This window comes from Shewanella sp. AS1 (assembly GCF_021412565.1).
In the GTDB taxonomy this organism is placed as follows: Bacteria; Pseudomonadota; Gammaproteobacteria; order Enterobacterales; family Shewanellaceae; genus Shewanella.
Window position 1 is genome coordinate 1 of record NZ_JAKCLJ010000011.1, and the last position, 18657, is coordinate 18657.

General features: G+C 50.2%; 16 protein-coding genes. 10 read left to right on the plus strand and 6 right to left on the minus strand.

Going from position 1 to position 18657, the window contains the following annotated elements:
- Nucleotides 1-421 precede the first annotated feature (421 nt).
- Complete coding sequence (locus LZP69_RS13070; RefSeq protein WP_234201155.1) at nucleotides 422-883, minus strand: GIY-YIG nuclease family protein; 462 nt, start codon at nucleotides 881-883, stop codon at nucleotides 422-424.
- 673 nt (nucleotides 884-1556) lie between these two features.
- On the opposite strand from LZP69_RS13070, the gene LZP69_RS13075 reads away from it, so the two are divergent.
- On the plus strand, nucleotides 1557-2687 hold the full coding sequence (locus tag LZP69_RS13075) for an iron-containing alcohol dehydrogenase (RefSeq protein WP_234201157.1): 1131 nt from the start codon (nucleotides 1557-1559) through the stop codon (nucleotides 2685-2687).
- A 207-nt stretch (nucleotides 2688-2894) separates the two neighbouring features.
- Here LZP69_RS13075 and typA read toward each other — a convergent pair whose 3' ends face one another.
- On the minus strand, nucleotides 2895-4718 hold the full coding sequence (gene typA / locus LZP69_RS13080; protein WP_234201159.1) for a translational GTPase TypA: 1824 nt from the start codon (nucleotides 4716-4718) through the stop codon (nucleotides 2895-2897).
- Between the two features lie 367 nt (nucleotides 4719-5085).
- Here typA and glnA point away from each other — a divergent pair, with 367 nt between their 5' ends.
- Both glnA and LZP69_RS13090 read left to right on the plus strand, forming a co-directional pair.
- A complete protein-coding gene (glnA, locus tag LZP69_RS13085) occupies nucleotides 5086-6495 on the plus strand; it encodes a glutamate--ammonia ligase (RefSeq protein WP_234201161.1) in 1410 nt (469 codons plus the stop codon).
- A gap of 154 nt (nucleotides 6496-6649) precedes the next feature.
- Complete coding sequence (locus tag LZP69_RS13090) at nucleotides 6650-7474, plus strand: N-acetyl-ornithine deacetylase (protein ID WP_234201162.1); 825 nt, start codon at nucleotides 6650-6652, stop codon at nucleotides 7472-7474.
- A gap of 102 nt (nucleotides 7475-7576) precedes the next feature.
- Here LZP69_RS13090 and LZP69_RS13095 read toward each other — a convergent pair whose 3' ends face one another.
- Nucleotides 7577-8686: an aminotransferase class V-fold PLP-dependent enzyme gene (locus LZP69_RS13095; RefSeq protein WP_234201163.1), complete on the minus strand. Its 1110-nt coding sequence runs from the start codon at nucleotides 8684-8686 to the stop codon at nucleotides 7577-7579.
- Complete coding sequence (locus tag LZP69_RS13100; protein WP_234201164.1) at nucleotides 8687-9868, minus strand: PrnB family protein; 1182 nt, start codon at nucleotides 9866-9868, stop codon at nucleotides 8687-8689.
- A gap of 190 nt (nucleotides 9869-10058) precedes the next feature.
- On the opposite strand from LZP69_RS13100, the gene LZP69_RS13105 reads away from it, so the two are divergent.
- From LZP69_RS13105 to LZP69_RS13125, 5 genes are all read left to right on the plus strand, one after another.
- Nucleotides 10059-10553, plus strand: a complete 495-nt coding sequence (locus LZP69_RS13105) for an Lrp/AsnC family transcriptional regulator (RefSeq protein ID WP_234201165.1) — start codon at nucleotides 10059-10061, stop codon at nucleotides 10551-10553.
- A gap of 83 nt (nucleotides 10554-10636) precedes the next feature.
- The gene (locus LZP69_RS13110) at nucleotides 10637-11176 is read left to right on the plus strand and encodes a DUF4124 domain-containing protein (RefSeq protein WP_234201166.1); all 540 of its coding nucleotides are present in this window, start codon (nucleotides 10637-10639) and stop codon (nucleotides 11174-11176) included.
- A 127-nt stretch (nucleotides 11177-11303) separates the two neighbouring features.
- Nucleotides 11304-12347, plus strand: coding sequence for a nitrogen regulation protein NR(II) (gene glnL / locus LZP69_RS13115; protein WP_234201167.1), 1044 nt, complete (start codon nucleotides 11304-11306; stop codon nucleotides 12345-12347).
- Between the two features lie 32 nt (nucleotides 12348-12379).
- Nucleotides 12380-13786, plus strand: coding sequence for a nitrogen regulation protein NR(I) (gene glnG / locus LZP69_RS13120; RefSeq protein ID WP_234201168.1), 1407 nt, complete (start codon nucleotides 12380-12382; stop codon nucleotides 13784-13786).
- Between the two features lie 219 nt (nucleotides 13787-14005).
- Nucleotides 14006-14893, plus strand: coding sequence for a LysR family transcriptional regulator (locus LZP69_RS13125; RefSeq protein WP_234201170.1), 888 nt, complete (start codon nucleotides 14006-14008; stop codon nucleotides 14891-14893).
- A gap of 10 nt (nucleotides 14894-14903) precedes the next feature.
- Here LZP69_RS13125 and fieF read toward each other — a convergent pair whose 3' ends face one another.
- Complete coding sequence (gene fieF / locus LZP69_RS13130) at nucleotides 14904-15773, minus strand: cation efflux pump FieF (protein WP_234201172.1); 870 nt, start codon at nucleotides 15771-15773, stop codon at nucleotides 14904-14906.
- A gap of 67 nt (nucleotides 15774-15840) precedes the next feature.
- Nucleotides 15841-16329 carry a Spy/CpxP family protein refolding chaperone gene (locus tag LZP69_RS13135; RefSeq protein WP_234201174.1) on the minus strand — a complete coding sequence of 163 codons (489 nt, stop codon included), beginning with the start codon at nucleotides 16327-16329 and terminating at the stop codon, nucleotides 15841-15843.
- A gap of 212 nt (nucleotides 16330-16541) precedes the next feature.
- Here LZP69_RS13135 and LZP69_RS13140 point away from each other — a divergent pair, with 212 nt between their 5' ends.
- Both LZP69_RS13140 and LZP69_RS13145 read left to right on the plus strand, forming a co-directional pair.
- Nucleotides 16542-17225, plus strand: a complete 684-nt coding sequence (locus LZP69_RS13140; RefSeq protein ID WP_234201176.1) for a response regulator — start codon at nucleotides 16542-16544, stop codon at nucleotides 17223-17225.
- The gene (locus LZP69_RS13145; RefSeq protein ID WP_234201177.1) at nucleotides 17225-18598 is read left to right on the plus strand and encodes an ATP-binding protein; all 1374 of its coding nucleotides are present in this window, start codon (nucleotides 17225-17227) and stop codon (nucleotides 18596-18598) included. Before LZP69_RS13140 ends, LZP69_RS13145 begins: the two co-directional genes overlap by 1 nt.
- Nucleotides 18599-18657: the final 59 nt, after the last annotated feature.

Below are 18657 nucleotides of genomic sequence, written 5' to 3' on the forward strand. Positions count from 1 at the left end.
ATATGTGACGGGGTATTACAGTCAGCTGAGACCACATCAATATAACGGTGGGCTGACACCCAATGAGTCAGAGCGAAGATATTGGCTTGAATACAAAACCGTGGCCAATTTTAGTTGACCACTACAATTAACAGTAGATTTATCAACACTGATGCTGCATATGTGTATAAAAAGCCTGAAAATCAAGAGAGGTTAATAAGAAAGCGAGTAGCGGAAATGAAAGAGCAAACATTGGAAGAGGCTCATAGTTTGTTTATCAAGCAGCTTGAAAAGGCGGTAGAAGAATCAGAACTAAATTCATAGTGTAGTGGACGAGCAAATCTGGCTGTCAGATTAGACGTTTTTAATACCCAAGATAATCGATAGATCACTAATTTAGTAGAATTACTAGCATGGAAATATCCCCATAACAGCCATATTTTTAGCGAGAAAATGATTTAGAATCAAGATGCTTTTCACTGAGGTAACCTACATCAATTTCTTGGCAATATAGGTCAATGTCACGGCAGCCATCTATGAGACTATCAATGTGGATATTGAGAAATTCGGTATACATTTCATCACTAATGTTACTGTAAGAGCCGTAACCTAAAGCATACAGCTGACTATCTGTCACCACGTAAAACCATTCTCGAGCGGGATGTATTCTGTGGCCCCAATAAAGCGTATGGAAGGTATGCTCCATTTCAGCCATGTCTTGCACTTGAACAGCGCGATGAACATACATCGGATAAGGCGTAGAAGTATTAAAAAGTTCATTGGAACGCTGTATTGGATCGACAGACAGACCAATTTTAAATTCATTCTCTCTGCCCATGCCTTCGCTTCGGATAAAATAAATAAACCCTGGTCCTCGGTTATCATGCAGCTGTTGCTTTGCCATGGCTATCTCACCTTTTCATTAACAAGATTCACGTTACTCCAAAACAAACACGGCTTTTTTCAAGAGAGTTGCTCTTAAATTAGCCTAACTTATAGTAATGTGAGCTGGAGCATTTTGATTATTAACTCTAACACGCTTCTGTCCAAAAATTATTTTGCTTCTGATTATCGGAGTCATATTCGTAAGGTTTAATCGAAGTGATGGATAGCTGAGTGTAGGTGCGGCTGAGGCCTTCGATTTCAGGGATGAAATCGTGGAGCGCCCACGGATGGGTTTACAGCGTGCCTCAGAAGTAACTACACGTAAGCTCACCACAGGTAATGAGCTTACCATCAAGTTAAAGTTTAAAAACTGCTTTTGTCCAAAAGTTACTCATAAGCTCAAATCGAAGAAATGATAGATACGGGTGTAGGTGCGGCTGAGACCTTCGACAGCAAGGCCGCTCCTTGACATCCGTCACCACGGCATTTGTGAATCCATTCACATCAGATGCTGTCGTAGAGCTTACAGGGACGTACTTGCAGCGAGTCGAAGCAGTACCTGCACGGCATCTATCTCAGCTAAATATTGCATAATTGATTTAACGTCTCACAACTCGCAGATTTCACTCCTAAAGCCCGTTAAACTAACTTTATAAAGCCATAGCTCGCCCGAACAAGTAATAGGATTGAAGATGCAGTCATTCACCCATTTAGGTAACGCTAAACTGATTTTCGGTAACGGCAAAATAGCCCAATTACCGGGTTTAGTGGCCGCCTATGGTTCGGTATTGATACTGACGGGGCGGCATTTTGTCACCACAGCCATCTGGAGTGAGCTGCAGCGCCAATTCGCTGCTGCGGGTATTCTTGTTCATCACCAGCTAGTGACCGACGAGCCGACACCCGAGGTGATAGACACGCTCACCCAATTTGCTAAACAGCAACAGGTCACAGCTGTGATTGCCATCGGTGGCGGCAGCGTGCTGGATGCAGGCAAAGCGGTGGCGGCCATTGTGTGTCATCAGGGCTCAGTCATGGATTACCTGGAAGGGGTTGGCAGTAGAACACCGACCGCCGCAACGCTGCCGCTCATCGCCGTGCCTACCACTGCGGGTACGGGCAGCGAGGCGACTAAGAATGCGGTGATAGGCCAAAAGGGGGAGCGCGCATTTAAAAAGTCTCTGCGTCACGATGCCTATATTCCGCCCATTGCCTTAATCGACCCGCAACTGAGTGTCGGCACGCCTGCCTCGATCACTCTCGCCTGCGCCATGGATGCCTTTTGCCAGTTGTTGGAATCTTTCGTTTCGACCACCGCCACCCCAATAAGCGATGCCCTCGCCCTGCAAGGCATCCAGCTGTTTGCCAAGGGCAGCCGATTATTTAGGGAAGATCTTTATGGTACAGATGAGGAGCCTGAGCTTAGGGGACAGCTTGCGCTTGCGGCCTACCTGTCGGGGCTGAGCCTGGCCAATGCGGGGCTAGGCACGGTTCACGGGCTGGCTGGGCCACTAGGCGCCGCCTGCAATATTCCCCACGGCGCCGCCTGCGGCCTATTGTTGGCGCCGGTATTTGGCCGATTGCTGGATAAGGCACCATTGGAAAAATTCTCCCAGGCGCGGGCAATACTGTTTCCGCAGGGGATGAGCGATCTTGAAGCAATCGAACAATTTTCCCAATGGGCAGCCCCCTTGGGACGGCTGTCGCATCATGGCTTAAGCGCAGACAAAATCGCTACTGTGGTGAGTCAGGCCAACAATAAGAACTCACCCATCACACTCGATGAGGGTGAGATGAAACAGCTGTTGGCGCAACTGCTGTGATCTGAACCTACCGACAAATACTTATGATGCTCTGTCATCCTCTGTTATATCCTGTTATCCATAAGACCATAGGACAAGAAATAAAGAAGCCCCGAGCATTGCTGCTTGGGGCTTCTTTTGATCGAAGGGTCTTGGTCGAAAGGGCTTAGTTTAAAGGGCTTGGCGCGAGCTTCGCACCTAAAAGGTGCAGCTGGCGAATGCTTGCAATTAAGCGTCTTTCGAGGCGCGGCTGGCGCGCTTACGATCGTTTTCAGTCAGGTGACGCTTACGCACACGAATGCTCAGTGGCGTTACTTCTACCAACTCGTCATCATCGATAAACTCAAGCGCCTGCTCAAGGGTCATCTGAATGTGTGGTGTCAATACCTGTGCTTCATCGGTACCCGATGCGCGCATGTTAGTCAGCTGCTTACCTTTCAGACAGTTTACTGTCAGGTCGTTGGCACGAGAGTGAATACCCACAACCTGACCCTCGTAAACTTCTGCGGCGTGACCTATCATCAGACGACCGCGATCCTGCAGACCGAACAGAGCGAATGTCAGTGCTTTACCCGTTGCGTTAGAGATCAACACGCCGTTCTGACGCTGACCAATATCGCCACCTTTCACTGGACCATAGTGGTCGAATGAATGGTAGATCAGACCCGTGCCCGAAGTGGCTGTCATAAACTCGGTTTGGAAACCGATCAGGCCACGGCTTGGAATGATAAAGTCAATACGCACACGGCCTTTCCCGTCTGGCTGCATGTCACGCATGTCGGCCTTACGCATACCTAGCTTCTCGATCACTGTACCTTGATGCTCTTCTTCCACATCCACAGTCAGGGTTTCGTAAGGCTCGCATTTCTCGCCATCGATAGTCTTAACGATAACTTCTGGACGAGAAACGGCTAACTCGTAGCCTTCGCGGCGCATGTTCTCAATCAGGATAGACAAGTGCAGCTCACCACGACCCGATACACGGAAACGATCTGGGCTGTCGGTCTCTTCCACACGCAGTGCCACGTTGTGTACCAGTTCCTGTTGCAAACGCTCAAGGATGTTACGTGAGGTCACGTATTTACCTTCTTTACCCGCAAATGGTGAGGTGTTGACCTGGAAGGTCATGGTCAGAGTCGGTTCGTCAACTGAAAGTGGTGGCAGCGCTTCTGCCGCGCCAGCCGCACAAACTGTGTCAGAAATCTTCAGTTCGCCAAGACCGGTGATCGCCACGATATCGCCGGCGTTAGCCTCACTCACTTCGTGGCGTTCTAACCCCATGTAACCTAATACTTGACCAACCTTGCCGTTACGTGTCTTACCATCGGCACCAACCACAGTTACCTGCTGGTTTACCTTGACGCTGCCGCGCTTGATGCGACCCACGCCGATAACACCCACGTAAGAGTTGTAATCCAGCTGAGAGATCTGCATCTGGAAAGCACCTTCGGCATCGGCGTCAGGTGAAGATACTTTTTCAACGATAGTTTCAAACAGTGGCGTCATATCTTCGCCAGCTTCGTCTGGGTCCAGGGTCGCAAAACCGTTCAGTGCAGATGCGTACACGATAGGGAAGTCCAGCTGTTCGTCTGTAGCGCCTAAGTTGTCGAATAGGTCGAATACTTGGTCGATTACCCAATCAGGGCGCGCGCCTGGACGGTCGATCTTGTTGATCACCACGATTGGCTTTAAGCCTTGAGCGAAGGCTTTCTTGGTCACGAAACGGGTTTGCGGCATTGGGCCATCAACGGCATCAACCAGCAGCAGAACACAGTCAACCATAGAAAGTACACGCTCAACCTCACCACCGAAGTCGGCGTGGCCTGGGGTGTCAACGATGTTGATACGGTAATCGTTCCACTTGATGGCAGTATTTTTCGCCAGAATCGTGATCCCACGTTCCTTTTCAAGATCGTTGGAATCCATCACCCGCTCAGCGGCCTCTCCTCGAGTCTCAAGGGTTCCAGACTGTGCCAGCAACTTATCAACCAGGGTCGTTTTACCATGGTCAACGTGTGCAATAATGGCGATGTTACGTAAATTCTCTAACACGGATAAACCTCTTACCATCAAAAAAATAGGATATTGCAATAGCCTTAATAATAGCTATTGCAATAAAAAACGCGTCATTCTACTCTAGCGGAGGGCTCACGCACAGGATTATTTTTTAGTCAGCCATGAATAGCCATGTTTATCATGGTGCGCACCAAGATGGTGATTGCACCACAAGAAAGCAATGTGCGCACCAAGACAGTGCAAATCTAGCCCATTCGCTTCCCCCGCATTTAAACAATCCACTAGCTATCAATAAGTTAACACTTTGGCATGACTCTGGCTTATCACTGTGCAGAGCCGCGCTAAGCGCAACCTTGAATTAGTGAATGCAGGGCAGCCCCTCTACCTACTTGGAGAATTAAGCATGTCAGTTGAATCAGTTTTACAACAGATCGAAGAGTTTGAAGTTAAGTTTGTTGACCTACGCTTTACCGACACTAAAGGTAAAGAGCAGCACGTTTCTATTCCATCTCATCAAGTTGATGCTGACTTCTTTGAAGACGGTAAGATGTTCGATGGTTCCTCTATCGCGGGCTGGAAAGGGATCAACGAGTCTGACATGGTATTAATGCCAGACCCATCTTCTTTCGTTTTGGATCCCTTTACTGAAGAAGTTACTGCCCTTATTCGCTGCGATATTTTAGAGCCTAGCACTATGACAGGTTACGACCGTGACCCACGCTCTATCGCTAAGAAAGCCGAAGAATACTTAGTCTCTACCGGTATTGCTGACACAGTGCTGATTGGGCCAGAGCCAGAGTTTTTCCTGTTCGACGACGTTAAGTTTGGTGCAGATATGTCAGGCTGTTTCGTTAAGCTTGATGCCAAAGAAGCGGCTTGGAACTCAGGAACTTCCTATGAAGATGGCAACACGGGTCACCGTCCGTTCGTGAAAGGCGGTTACTTCCCAGTAGCGCCTGTCGATTCTTCACAGGATCTACGTAGCGCCATGTGTCTTATCCTTGAAGAGATGGGCCAGGTTGTTGAAGCACACCACCATGAAGTGGCTACAGCGGGTCAGAACGAAATCGCTACTCGTTTTAACACTTTAACTAACAAAGCCGATGAAATTCAGATCCTTAAATATGTGATTCACAACACGGCTCATGCCTATGGCAAGACAGCGACTTTCATGCCTAAACCAATCGTTGGCGACAACGGTAGCGGCATGCACGTTCACCAATCACTGGCTAAAGACGGTGTTAACTTGTTCTCTGGTGACAAGTACGCGGGTCTGAGTGAAACTGCCCTTTACTACATAGGCGGTATCATCAAGCACGCTCGCGCGCTGAACGCTTTCACTAACCCAAGCACTAACTCATACAAGCGTCTGGTACCACACTTCGAAGCGCCTGTTATGTTGGCATATTCGGCACGTAACCGCTCTGCTTCTATCCGCATCCCTGTGGTACCAAGCCCGAAAGCACGCCGTATCGAGACTCGCTTCCCAGATCCAACGGCTAACCCATACTTAGCATTCGCAGCGCTGCTGATGGCGGGTCTTGACGGTATCCAAAACAAGATCCACCCAGGCGATGCCATGGATAAAGACTTGTATGATCTACCCGCTGAAGAAGCGGCTGAGATCCCACAAGTGGCAACCTCTCTGGAAAATGCACTGGAAAACCTGGATGCAGACCGTGAGTTCCTGACTAAGGGCGGCGTATTCTCTAACGACTTCATCGACTCTTACATCGCGCTGAAAAAGGCCGAGGCAGAAAAAGTATCTCGCACCACTCACCCAGTTGAGTTCGAACTCTATTACAGTTTGTAATCTTCAGTCTTAATGAAAAAAACCGCCAAATCACGGCGGTTTTTTTATGTATAAATTCATCTTAACTATTCGATTTTTGCCGCTTTAAAGATATTTATCTTTAATGACAAACTGCTATCATAAACAGGCCGTTAATCTAAAATAGAACTCCAATATGTCGATCCGAAACCCTTTCGAGTGCTTCACTTGGAAAAGCGATATTTTTAGTTGTGACAGTAATGATATTGACACCTTTTACGAGCGTTTAGCCGAGCAAGTTTCTCGCTTGGGATTACAGGAAAGAAAGCTGGGACAAACTGGCGATTACCCGATTAATTTCTATCAGTCTCCGGCGCAGAAAGCGGGGCAACCTTCAATCCTCATCAGCGCCGGTTTTCATGGTGAAGAGTCTGCCGGCCCCTGGGGATTGCTCTATTTCCTCAATGAACTTGAGCCTGAGCTGTTCCAGCAACTTAACATCAGCCTTCTGCCACTGGCTAACCCAACAGGCTTTAAGAAAGGCCATAGATTCAATAACTCAGGCGAAAACCCCAATCGAGGCTATTTCGTCGAGAATGGTCGCGGTAAGGTAGATGAGACCAGCTCTAATGAAGGTAAAATTCTGATCGAGCACACTCAATTGCTGCAGGCGGCCAGTAAAAATGGCATCTTGACCTGCCATGAAGATGTGCTGCAGAAAAACACCTATATCTACTCGTTCGAGGCCAATCAGACCCCGGGCAAGTTCAGCCGCGCCCTGCGTGACACTTTAGGGCAATACTTCCCTATCGCCGAGGATGGCTTAATCGATGACTGTCCTATAGAAGATGGCATTATTTTCAACCACTTCGATACCTCATTCGAAGCCTTCTTGGTACGCCTCGGCGCCAGTGTCGGTGTCTGTAGCGAAACCCCGGCGCTGCAAAGTTTTGACCGGCGCGTTATGGCCAATGCCGCGATTATGCAGCGCTTCGTCGAACTAACACTAGAAAAGAAGTAAGCTGGGGAAAAGTAAGCAGGGGAAACGCCCCTGAGAGATGCTAGCTTAGCCGAGATAACGCGCTAAAGGCTTCCCTTGCCTAAGACAAGGGAAGCCTTTTTGTTAAGCAAACTGCTGTAATACCTCGATTAAACTCGCAATATCACTGTCATCGTTGTAGATATGGGGTGAAACCCGTATGCCACTCTGACGCTGATCGACACTGATCTTAGCCTGTTCTAGGGCTTGCATTACCGCCCCTTGTCGCTCACCAAACTGCAAAATCATAGTGCCGCTGCGCCGCTCATGGGCTCTAGGCGAGACAAACTGCTCACCTAAAACAGCCGCCACTTTATCTATCTGCTGCTGGTTATGCTGTCTCACCACTTCTACACCCAGCTTAGCGAAGAAGTCTATGCTGTGACCGGCTATCGCGTAAGGCGCAACCGAGGGGGTACCGCCCCAGAACTTAAGCGCCGAGGGGTGATAGCGGAACTGGTGAATATCGAACTCGAACGGATTCTCATGGCTAAACCAACCAACATCCTTAGGCTGGCAGGCGTCAATATGATCTTCATGCAGCCACAGATACGCCGCGCCCGGCCCGCCACAAAGCCATTTAACGCTTGAACCAATCATAAAATCGGGTGCAAGCGCGGTTAAATCTATGGGCAGGACACCGGCCGATTGCGCCACATCGATAATCGAGAGGCTATTATTGGCCTTCGCAAGCTTGATCACCTCACCAATGGGCGCCTGCTGCCCGGTATTGGAATAGGCGTGACTGATAAAGACCAAGTCCACATCAGATTTAAGATGATCCGCCCACACCTGAGGATCGGTCACATCCAGCTCTCTGGCGATAAAGCGTAACTGGCAATGGGGCAAGGCCTGACGCAGCGCAAAACCCATGCTGGGAAAGTCGATTTCGCTCATCAAGATCACGGCGCCCTCGCGGGTGAGCCGTGGCAGCGACATGACCAATTTGGTCAATGCGCTGGAGAGGTTCACCTGAGGGCAAAACTGGCGCTGATTGCTGTTAAAGAGTTTGGCAAGGCCAGAAGTAAAGTGGTCGATAGCCCCTAACCACTCACCCCATGGCTCACGGCTCGAACCTTGCCATGGCGCAAAAACAGCCTGATGAAACGCAGCTTCGCTACTCTTCAAGGGGCGACCCACAGAGTGATTCAGCAGATAGATGCCATCGGCCAAGATAAAATTATCCTGCTGCATTTAATTTGCTCCATCTGTAAGGCTGGCTTTCAGCGTATTGAGATCGTCGAAACGGGTACGAATATCATCCCGCTTGGCGGCCGCACGTCTGTCACGTAGCTTCTCTAAAGAGTTAAGCAAGACATGCAGTGGCGGCCCACTGGCGGTCACCTTCTCTATATGTTGCTGCTCCATCTGCTTGGATGGCTGAGTAATATACTTATCAACCAATTGGTTATGATGCTGTATCGCGGTTTCGCCGTGGCGCTCACACACGGCAATAAAGCGGCGCAGGTTTTCTTGATACCAGGCTTGATCCTGACAATCCATAGCACCTAAGAAGTCATCCATTAAGCTTGGGCGGCGCATACAGTCCCGTAAGATATGCTGATCTTCGGGCATCATATAGAGGAACTTGTCCACCAGCAGCTGAGAATAGGATTGCTCGTTGGCGAAACACAGACCCAACTGCAGATCGATCACATTAATCCCGGCAAAGTCGCCGGCATTGGCGCCGCGATACACCTGTTGTCCGACCCTGTGGGGTTTGTAATAGGGGCGGACACAGTTGAAGAACATATCTGTGTCCAGCTTATCGAATAGCGTCTTATTGGAGTCGATAACATCCTGCAACGCTTGCAGCGCCACATTCAGCAAATCCGCCGCTATCGGATGAGAGATCCCCAACGGCTGGATTTTCAACAGCGCATCGGCGGCGCGCTTATAAGCTAAGATCCCTTTGGTGTTGTAATCGACAAACAGCTTCTCATCTTCGAGATCGGTAAAGCGTTTGTAGATGCCGTTGACTGCACTGTTATGGGTCGTAAGGTGGGCTGTTGCAAAGCGGGGCGTCACACCTATGGAGGCACCGATATGCATGGCAAGGGCCGATGCCTCTAGCAAGGGTGAGCTTGTTTCCCGGCTCGGCTCGGTGATCTCGTGACGGCGACAAGCCGCCATATAGAGGCCCACATTGCCCAGCAGGTCGAAGGCGCTGTCGAACCCTTCGTCTGTATTGCCCTCTTCGAGCAATGCCTTAATCAAAACCCGGCCCTGCTGCTCTAACTCTTGCTTTAATTCATCGCCGATACCCACCACATTGGCAGGATCATCCTGCTGTAAATATCTGCGCTCCAAGGCCGAATTTAACTCGACAAACTCGTTGCGGATCCAATTATCAAACGCCTGAACATTGTTACTCATAGGGTACTCTTTCTATTTCTTTTTATTGGCTAAGGTCTGCGCCTTAGGCTTTGTGACCACACAGGTTAACCTAACACCAAGCAAGGAGTTATTATCGTTATAATCTGACCAATATAGGAAGATTATTAGTGATTTCCGATATTATTTACTCTATAAATGAAAATAATCACTCACCAAAACGGTGCTGAATATGAAATCTGCGGATATCAAAGCGCAAGAGGGCAAAGCCCTGGACAGTAAAGACAGACGAATCCTGGAAATACTGCAGAAAGAGGGACGGATCTCAGTGGCTGAACTGGCCAGCCGACTCAATATGTCCGATACCCCCTGCCTGAGACGAATTAAAAAACTGGAGCAAAACGGCTATATCGATGGCTACAGCGCCAGACTCAACGCCGCCAGTCTACAACTTAAGGTAGTGGTCTACGCCTTTATTCGCCTGAGCGAAAATTCCGACCGTCATGCCGATCAATTCGAGCACGAGATGTCCCAGCTTGAGCAGGTACTCGAATGCTCGGTGATCACAGGCGGGCACGATTATCTACTGAAAATCGTCGCTCACGATCTGCTGGAATATGAAAGGTTTGTGAAACGCCGACTCGGCAGCCTTAAGTGCATCGCCAGCATAGAATCCACTGTGGTGCTCAAGCAGACCTTCTCTCGCCATCAACTGCCGGTCAATTAAGGGTTGTCTTACAATTTTGTCGATGATTTTTCGGCTAAAAGTGTCTAATCTGATAGAGAGACCACTGAATACAAGGATCTTTTATGCGAACCCTTCTGTTGTTAACCCTGCTATTGCTGACGGCCTCTGCCATGGCAACTGTGTATAAGTGGGTCGATAAAGATGGCAAGGTGCATTATTCAGATACTCCAGTGGAAAACTCACAGCAGGTCGAGTTTAAGCCCAGTACGGAAAATCAGGTGAAGCTGCCACCCCCTGTGGTGATACCCCCTTCGGCTAAAGCCCCTCAACCCGCAGAGCCGCCTTATACCCTCAGTATCACCAGCCCGACCGAAGAGGAAACTATCCGCGACAATAACGGTAATATCACCATCATAGGTAAGGTACACCCTAAGCTGGCCTCAGGTCATGTCTTGGTCCTGTCTATGGATGGTAAGGTGATCGGCGCCGCCCAATCGAGTGCCATTTTTAATCTGGAAAATATCGATCGCGGCGAGCATGTTTTTCAAATTCACGCACTGGAACAAAACGGCAAACAACTTGCATCTACTCCGCCAAGAACCGTATTTCTTCATCGAGCAAGCATGAAATCAGTCCCCAAGGCGACACAGTTTAGTAACTAAATCTAGTTTTTCATTGTTTTTTAAAAGGTTACAAAAGTAATATTCGTTTTGCCTCGATGAAGATAGCTTGCACCATGCACCAAATTGGTGCACCATAATGGTGCATACTATTTTCCTGGAGTCGTGAATGAATACAGAGCCTCTGCTCAACCACCTAGTCACCGCGGTCATGGTCATCAATGATGACTTAACCTTAGGGTATGCCAATAGCGCGGCAGAGCAGCTACTCGGGCTAGGCAATCACAGGCTCATCGAACACAAATTTACTGACTGTTATCATGAACTCAGCGCCGACTCTGAGCTGCTTATCGCCGCCATCGAAGAGCATCAGGGGCTCACGGTGAACGCCGCAACCATAGTCACCTTAGATGGCCAGCAACACACGGTCGATATCACCCTCACCCCCATAGACATGACTGATGCCAAACCTCAGGGGCTGCTAGAGCTGCGTCAGGTGGATCAACAGAGGCGCATACTGCAACAGCTCACCATAGATGCGCAGCAACAAGCGGCACAATACCTGGTGCGTAACCTGGCCCATGAGATTAAAAACCCCCTCGGCGGACTGCGCGGCGCGGCGCAGCTGCTGGCAAGAGAGTTAGAGCATGATGAGCAGCGTGAGTTTACCGACCTCATCATAGAGCAGGCCGATCGCCTGCGTAACTTGGTGGATCGCCTGCTGGGGCCGCAAATGCCCACAGAGCACAGCATCCATAATATCCATGAAGTGATCCAGAAGGTGATCAAATTGGTGCAGGTGACCCTGCCGGGCAATATCGAGCTGATCCAAGATTACGACCCCTCTATTCCCGATATCACCATGGATCAGGAACAGCTACAACAGGCCGTGCTCAATATAGTGCAAAACGCCATACAGGCACTGGAAGAAGGCGGTGAGATCCGCATCAAGACCCGCACTCAGCATCAGGTGACCCTGGGAACCGAACGTCACAAACTGGTATTGGCGCTGTCCATCATAGATAACGGCCCGGGCATCAAGCCTGAGCTGATGGACACCCTCTTCTACCCTATGGTGACAGGACGGGAGCAGGGTTCCGGGCTCGGCTTATCCATAGCCCATAACTTTGCCCGGCTCCACGGCGGGCGAATCGACTGCACCTCTATAGTGGGGCAGACCGAATTTACCATTCTACTGCCGGTGACAAATTAATTGATGAGCATTCAACTGAAGAGAGTGAAGCTATGACAGAAAAAGTTTGGGTTCTCGATGATGACAGTTCGATTCGTTGGGTACTGGAAAGAGCCTTAAAAGGCGCCAAAATAAGCTGTGCCAGCTTCGCCGCAGCCGAGTCACTCTGGCAAGCACTGGAACAGAGCCAGCCCCAAGTGATCATCTCAGACATCAGAATGCCAGGCACAGATGGCCTCACCCTCCTTGAGCGCCTACAGCTACACTATGCCCATATTCCTGTCATCATAATGACGGCTCATTCGGATCTCGACAGCGCCGTTAGCGCCTATCAGGCAGGCGCCTTCGAATATCTGCCTAAACCTTTCGATATCGATGAGGCGATAGGTCTGGTGGAGCGCGCCATTAATCACGCGAAAGAACAATCACCCAAACTGAGACACGAACCCGAGGTAAAAGCCCCAGAAATTATTGGTGAGGCACCCGCCATGCAGGAGGTGTTTCGCGCCATAGGCAGGCTATCGCGCTCCTCCATTAGCGTGCTTATTAATGGCCAGTCTGGTACGGGTAAAGAGCTGGTTGCCGGCGCACTGCATAAACACAGCCCGCGCAAAGAGAAACCCTTTATCGCCCTTAACATGGCGGCCATCCCCAAAGAGTTGATCGAATCTGAACTCTTCGGCCACGAGAAAGGCGCCTTTACCGGCGCGGCGAATGTGCGTCAGGGACGGTTCGAGCAGGCCGATGGCGGCACACTGTTTCTTGATGAGATTGGCGATATGCCACTGGATATTCAGACTCGCCTGCTCAGGGTGCTGGCCGATGGCGAATTTTACCGTGTCGGCGGACACTCACCGGTAAAGGTAGATGTGCGTATTATTGCGGCTACACACCAGAATCTGGAGTCCTTAGTCAGCAAAGGGGATTTTCGTGAGGATCTGTTCCACCGCCTCAATGTGATCCGGGTACATCTGCCGCCCCTGGCGCAACGACGTGAAGATATCCCCCAACTGGCGCGCCACTTCCTAGCCACTGCCGCCAAAGAGATCAGTGTCGAGCCTAAAATTCTGACCAAAGCTACCGCCGAACTGCTGTCCAGCCTGCCCTGGCCCGGCAACGTGAGGCAACTGGAAAACACCTGTCGCTGGCTGATGGTAATGGCATCGGGCAAGGAGATCTTACCTCAAGACCTGCCTCCTGAACTCCTGGCTCCCCAGCCGCAAACCAATGGCAATACCGAGGCCAGCGGCTCATGGCAACGGGCGCTCACCCAATGGATAGATCAGCGCCTCAGCGAGGGAGAAAGCGATCTGCTCACCGAGGTGCAGCCCGTCTTCGAGCGGATATTACTGGAAACAGCACTTAAACATACCAATGGCCATAAACAGGAGGCCGCCAAACGGCTCGGATGGGGGCGTAACACCCTGACAAGAAAGCTAAAAGAGCTCGAAATGAACTAAAAAAATAACCCAGCTTAGGCTGGGTTATTTTTTGTTGATGTTGCTGCTTGTCGTTCTTTTTCAGACTTAGCGACAGGCATAGCGGCTTGTAATAAAGCGCTCACCCAGATGTTTTGATTGCTGCTCATGATTTACTCCATTCTGTTGGTCACTTAACAGTATTATTACCGCTATAATTAGTAAAATGAATAAATGACATGAAGTGAATTCCATTTAAGAATGAATATTTTAATCAGAAACTTACAACACTTTCTCACCTTAGTTGAGAGCGCAAATTTCACTAAAGCCGCGGAAAAATGTTTTATTACCCAACCAACGCTAAGCAAAATCATTCAACGTTTAGAAGATAATGTCGGTCAACAGCTATTGCATCGTAATAACCAGAAAGTAGAGCTAACCCAGGCCGGTAAGTTAATGGAGCAAAGCGCACGGGAAATTCTGGGGCAATGGCACAGGCTGCAGGAGGAGCTCAACAACCTGAGCGGTTTAAAATCGGGTCATCTGCGTCTGGGGGTCTGCCCCATGATGAGCAGCCTGCTGATTGGCCTGCTGACCGACTTTCGTCAACGCTACCCTGGCATCGAACTGCAGATGCACGAATATGGCGGTGGGTTGAGCTGTGAGTTAGCCCTAGTGAACAATAGCCTGGATATCGCGTTTACCGCGCTACCTGTAGCCCATGATAACGAGCTGGCCCACTACACCCTAAGCCGTTATCCCCTGCAGGTCTGCTTGCCCGAAAGGCATCCGTTGTGTGAAAAAGAGGTTATCCGCTGGCAGGACTTCGCGCCTTATCCTTTCATTCTGTATAACGAACAGTTTTCACTGGCGAAACTGATCACCCAGCTGAGCAACCAGGCGGGCGTAAAACTGAATATTGCTTTTCGCAGTGGTCAGTGGGATTTTCTCGCAACCATGGTGGAAGCCAATATGGGACTGGCCATTCTGCCGGAGCCTATCTGTCAGCGCCTCGCCAGCAGCAAGCTGGTTTTTAAACCCATGGAGCCCGGCATCACCTGGGATTTGGCGCTGATTTGGCGAAAAGATCTGCCCCTTACCCCAGCGGCGACCGCCCTGCTCAGCCTGAGCCAAGTACGCGGCAACTGAAGCTGCGGGGTTAAACCGGATCCTGATGCACTATCACTTCCACATCGTCGAACAGATCTCTTATGCGCGCCTCTGCCGCATCGGCGATGGCGTGAGCCTCATCCAAGCTCAACTTGCCGTTGAGCTCTAGATGGCACTGCACAAAGCTGGTCTTACCCGATTCACGGGTACGCAGATCATGAAAACCGTTGATACGAGGATCTTGTTCAATCGCTTGCACTATCTTCAGCTTAGTATCGGCATCCAACTCCCTGTCCAGCAGAGACTGCACCGAACGATAGGCAAGATCCAGCGCCTGCTGGCCAATAAACAAAGCGATCAGCAGTGCAAACAGGCCATCGGCCCACCACCAGCCATACTGGGACAATACCAGCGCCAGCAGTACCGAGGCGTTGAGCAACAAATCAGACTTATAATGCAGTGAATCGGCCTCGACCACAGTGCTTGAGGTCGCTGCCAGGGCACGTTTTTGCAGCATCACCAGCGCGAAGGTCAGGACGATGGCAATGACGGATACCACAATCCCCAACATGGCATTGTTAACCGGGGTTGGATTGATCAGACGATCCCCGCCATGAAACAGCAGCAAGAAAGCTGAGCCCATGATAAAGGCAGACTGTGCCAGCGCGGCCAAGGGTTCGGCCTTGCCATGACCATAACGATGATCATTATCGGCGGGAACAATCGCATAACGGATCGCAATGAAATTAACGACTGAAGCCAAGGCATCGGCGAAGGAGTCGGTGAGAGAGGCCAGCATACTGGCGGAACCTGAGTAGATCCAGGCCGCCAGTTTGATGGCGATCAGGGTAAAAGCGGTAGCCACTGCGGCGCGGCTAGCCAGTTTTACCCAAAAGTCGTATTGGGAAGTCTGTGTCATAAAGCCTTATCACTACTCGTAAAAAGTAGGGGGAAGAGATAGGACTTCATTGTAACTCAGTTAGCCTTTATGGGCGATCTCCTTTACGCATGCCGCGTTTGTTAAAGTTCTCTTTAAACTGGGTCTGTTGCTCGGGTGTCAGTAGTTGATAGACAGAGCGCTGTAGCTTAATCATCTCCAGCATACCCAGCTCTCGCTTGGCCTCTCTCTCCTTCATGGCCGCCAGCACCTTAGCCTCATCGAACGACTCACTGGTCACCAACTCAAGCATCTGCGCCTTATGGGCCTGGCGCTCCTCAGCCGTCAGGCGCTTATCCTTTCGCGCCGCTTTTTTCTCATCCATCAATTTATTGATCTCTGATTTCTGCTGCTCGGTCAGATCCAGGCCACGTAACATGCCATGCATGAAACCATGGTGACCCTTATGCTGACCCTTATGATATTGCCCTTGCATGGGCTTATCCTGAGGAGTAGGTTCACCGGCAAACGCGGTAGGGGCCATCAGGCTTGTGGTCATCAGAGCCAGCATGGCGGATTTCACTATGTGCTTTTTCATAATTTGCCTCTTACTTGCAGTGGTGCAAAGTGATGACGAACAGTTAACCCTTATCTAGTTAACTTGACTATAGCTTAGCCGCTGCAACGTAATCCTGAGTGCCCCTTAGGTAAACCTCTGTAAAGTTAGTGAGATTTACGTAGAATTACATTGATAGACTGCAATTGACACCAGAAGCGGTATAATCGAAAAAAAGCACCATAAGGCACAAAATGAATCAAATTCTGTTAATCGATGACGACTTAGGTCTGGCCGAACTGTTGGCACAGTTACTCGAGCTTGAAGGATTCAGCTTAACCTTAGCCCACGATGGTCAATCCGGACTCTCTCTGGCCTTGGAGCAGGACTTTAACCTGATCTTACTCGATGTCATGCTGCCAAAACTCAATGGTTTCGAGGTACTTAAAGCCCTGCGCAGCAAGAAGCAAACGCCTGTGTTGATGCTGACCGCCCGAGGGGACGAGATCGACAGAGTTGTCGGGCTGGAAATTGGTGCCGATGATTACCTGCCCAAGCCTTTCAACGACAGGGAACTGGTGGCCCGTATCAAGGCGATTATTCGCCGCACCGCAAACCATGCCGATGAACAGCACACCATGATTATCGAGTTTGCCGATATCAAGCTGGATCCCAGTCGCCAGGAGGTATTCTGCCAGGATCAACTGCTTATCCTTACCGGCACTGAATTCAGCCTGCTCTATTACATGCTACAACACAGCGGTGAAGTGCTCAGCAAAGACAGCCTCAGCGAAAATGTGCTGGGTAAAAAACTGATGCCATTTGACCGCAGCCTGGATATGCATCTCTCAAACCTGCGTAAAAAACTGCCGGACAGGGCAGATGGACGCCCAAGGGTTAAGACCTTACGTGGTAAGGGCTATATCTGGTTAACTTAATGAAATTCCAAAGCCTACCTAACCGTATTTTTATCAAACTGCTGCTGAGCTTCTGGCTCTGCAGCAGTTTAATTATTGCCATAGTCGGCTTGCTACCTCTGCTGCAGCAAAATCATACTGAAAATGAGATAGGGCCAAAGCTAGATGCACTGCTTGTCCGAGTCGCACAACATATTCAAAAGAAGCCTGAGCTGGTAAAACCCCATGATGGGCGCCACAGGTGGCATAGAATAAAGGAGATCGGCAATCGACCCGTGCGTTTCTATCTGGTCGATGAACAAGGGCAAGTCATCAACACAGAGCGGGTGCCTCGCGAGATGCGCCGCTTTATGCTGCTGGCCGAAGATGCCGGTCGCCCCATCAGCCACAACTTTAAGAATGAAATTCTCTTCGGCCCCCACGAATTTGCAGTGGAAGGCCATAAATATAGCCTCTACGGGCGACTCGCCGAGATGCACCCGCGCCCCTGGTTCCTCTTCTTTGCCGACAATATTGTCTTCACTCTGATTTTGGCCATCGTTCTCTCCGGCCTGCTCTGCGGTATTCTCGCCTGGCACTTGGGCAAACCGCTGCGCTCACTCAAACAGAGCGTCGAGGCGGTTGCCAAGGGCGATTTAAGCCACAGGGCGGATAAGAGCACGACGAAACGTAGCGATGAGATAGGCCAATTGGCGGTCGCCTTCAATGCCATGGCGGGCTCGATTCAGTCTATGGTTTGTAGCCAGCAGCGCCTGATCAGCGACATCTCCCATGAACTGCGCACCCCGCTGACAAGGCTGCAACTGGCGCTGGCCGTTGCCCGCAAAAAGGGTCAGGAGTCCAGCGAGCTTGAACGTATTAGCTATGAGTCCGAGCAGCTCAAAGCCATGATAGATGAGCTGCTGGAGCTGTCTCGTGCCAAGCTCCACCTACATGAGAGCAAACACAACTTATCCCTGAGTGAGACCTTGGGCCAAGTGCTTGACGATGTAGAATATGAAGCCGAACAAAAGGGCAAAAAACTCTTTATCGAGATTGACGATCAGCTCACTCTGCCCATAGCGCCACGCCCACTGACAAGGGCCATAGAAAACCTACTGCGTAACGCGATTCGTCATGCACAAACAGAGATCACCATCAGGGCATTGCCCAAGGATAATGAGGTGGTTATCCAAGTGATAGACGATGGTCCCGGTATCGAAGTGGAGACAGATCTGCAGGCGATATTCGATCCCTTCTATCGTCCACAATCGGCGCGGGAGCGCGAGTCCGGCGGTTGGGGACTGGGACTGGCCATCGCCAAGGCGGCCATCGATTCCCATCAAGGCGAAATAGTCGCAACCAATGTTGAGCCCCACGGCTTAAACGTCACTATCCGCTTACCCGCCGCTTAAGTGCTGATTCTGGGGAAAGGTCGTCACCTGCGACTTGCCGCTTCACCAAAGCGCCTTAA

Excerpts from the sequence above, each read along its gene's own strand:
- LZP69_RS13095 (WP_234201163.1), bottom strand. The coding sequence starts at position 8,686 with ATGCAGCAGGATAATTTTATCTTGGCCGATGGCATCTATCTGCTGAAT.
- LZP69_RS13135 (WP_234201174.1), bottom strand. The coding sequence starts at position 16,329 with ATGAAAAAGCACATAGTGAAATCCGCCATGCTGGCTCTGATGACCACA.
- glnG (WP_234201168.1), top strand. The coding sequence starts at position 12,380 with ATGACAGAAAAAGTTTGGGTTCTCGATGATGACAGTTCGATTCGTTGG.
- glnL (WP_234201167.1), top strand. The coding sequence starts at position 11,304 with ATGAATACAGAGCCTCTGCTCAACCACCTAGTCACCGCGGTCATGGTC.
- LZP69_RS13105 (WP_234201165.1), top strand. The coding sequence starts at position 10,059 with ATGAAATCTGCGGATATCAAAGCGCAAGAGGGCAAAGCCCTGGACAGT.
- LZP69_RS13070 (WP_234201155.1), bottom strand. The coding sequence starts at position 883 with ATGGCAAAGCAACAGCTGCATGATAACCGAGGACCAGGGTTTATTTAT.
- LZP69_RS13125 (WP_234201170.1), top strand. The coding sequence starts at position 14,006 with ATGAATATTTTAATCAGAAACTTACAACACTTTCTCACCTTAGTTGAG.
- glnA (WP_234201161.1), top strand. The coding sequence starts at position 5,086 with ATGTCAGTTGAATCAGTTTTACAACAGATCGAAGAGTTTGAAGTTAAG.
- LZP69_RS13140 (WP_234201176.1), top strand. The coding sequence starts at position 16,542 with ATGAATCAAATTCTGTTAATCGATGACGACTTAGGTCTGGCCGAACTG.
- fieF (WP_234201172.1), bottom strand. The coding sequence starts at position 15,773 with ATGACACAGACTTCCCAATACGACTTTTGGGTAAAACTGGCTAGCCGC.
- LZP69_RS13075 (WP_234201157.1), top strand. The coding sequence starts at position 1,557 with ATGCAGTCATTCACCCATTTAGGTAACGCTAAACTGATTTTCGGTAAC.
- LZP69_RS13100 (WP_234201164.1), bottom strand. The coding sequence starts at position 9,868 with ATGAGTAACAATGTTCAGGCGTTTGATAATTGGATCCGCAACGAGTTT.
- LZP69_RS13090 (WP_234201162.1), top strand. The coding sequence starts at position 6,650 with ATGTCGATCCGAAACCCTTTCGAGTGCTTCACTTGGAAAAGCGATATT.
- LZP69_RS13110 (WP_234201166.1), top strand. The coding sequence starts at position 10,637 with ATGCGAACCCTTCTGTTGTTAACCCTGCTATTGCTGACGGCCTCTGCC.
- LZP69_RS13145 (WP_234201177.1), top strand. The coding sequence starts at position 17,225 with ATGAAATTCCAAAGCCTACCTAACCGTATTTTTATCAAACTGCTGCTG.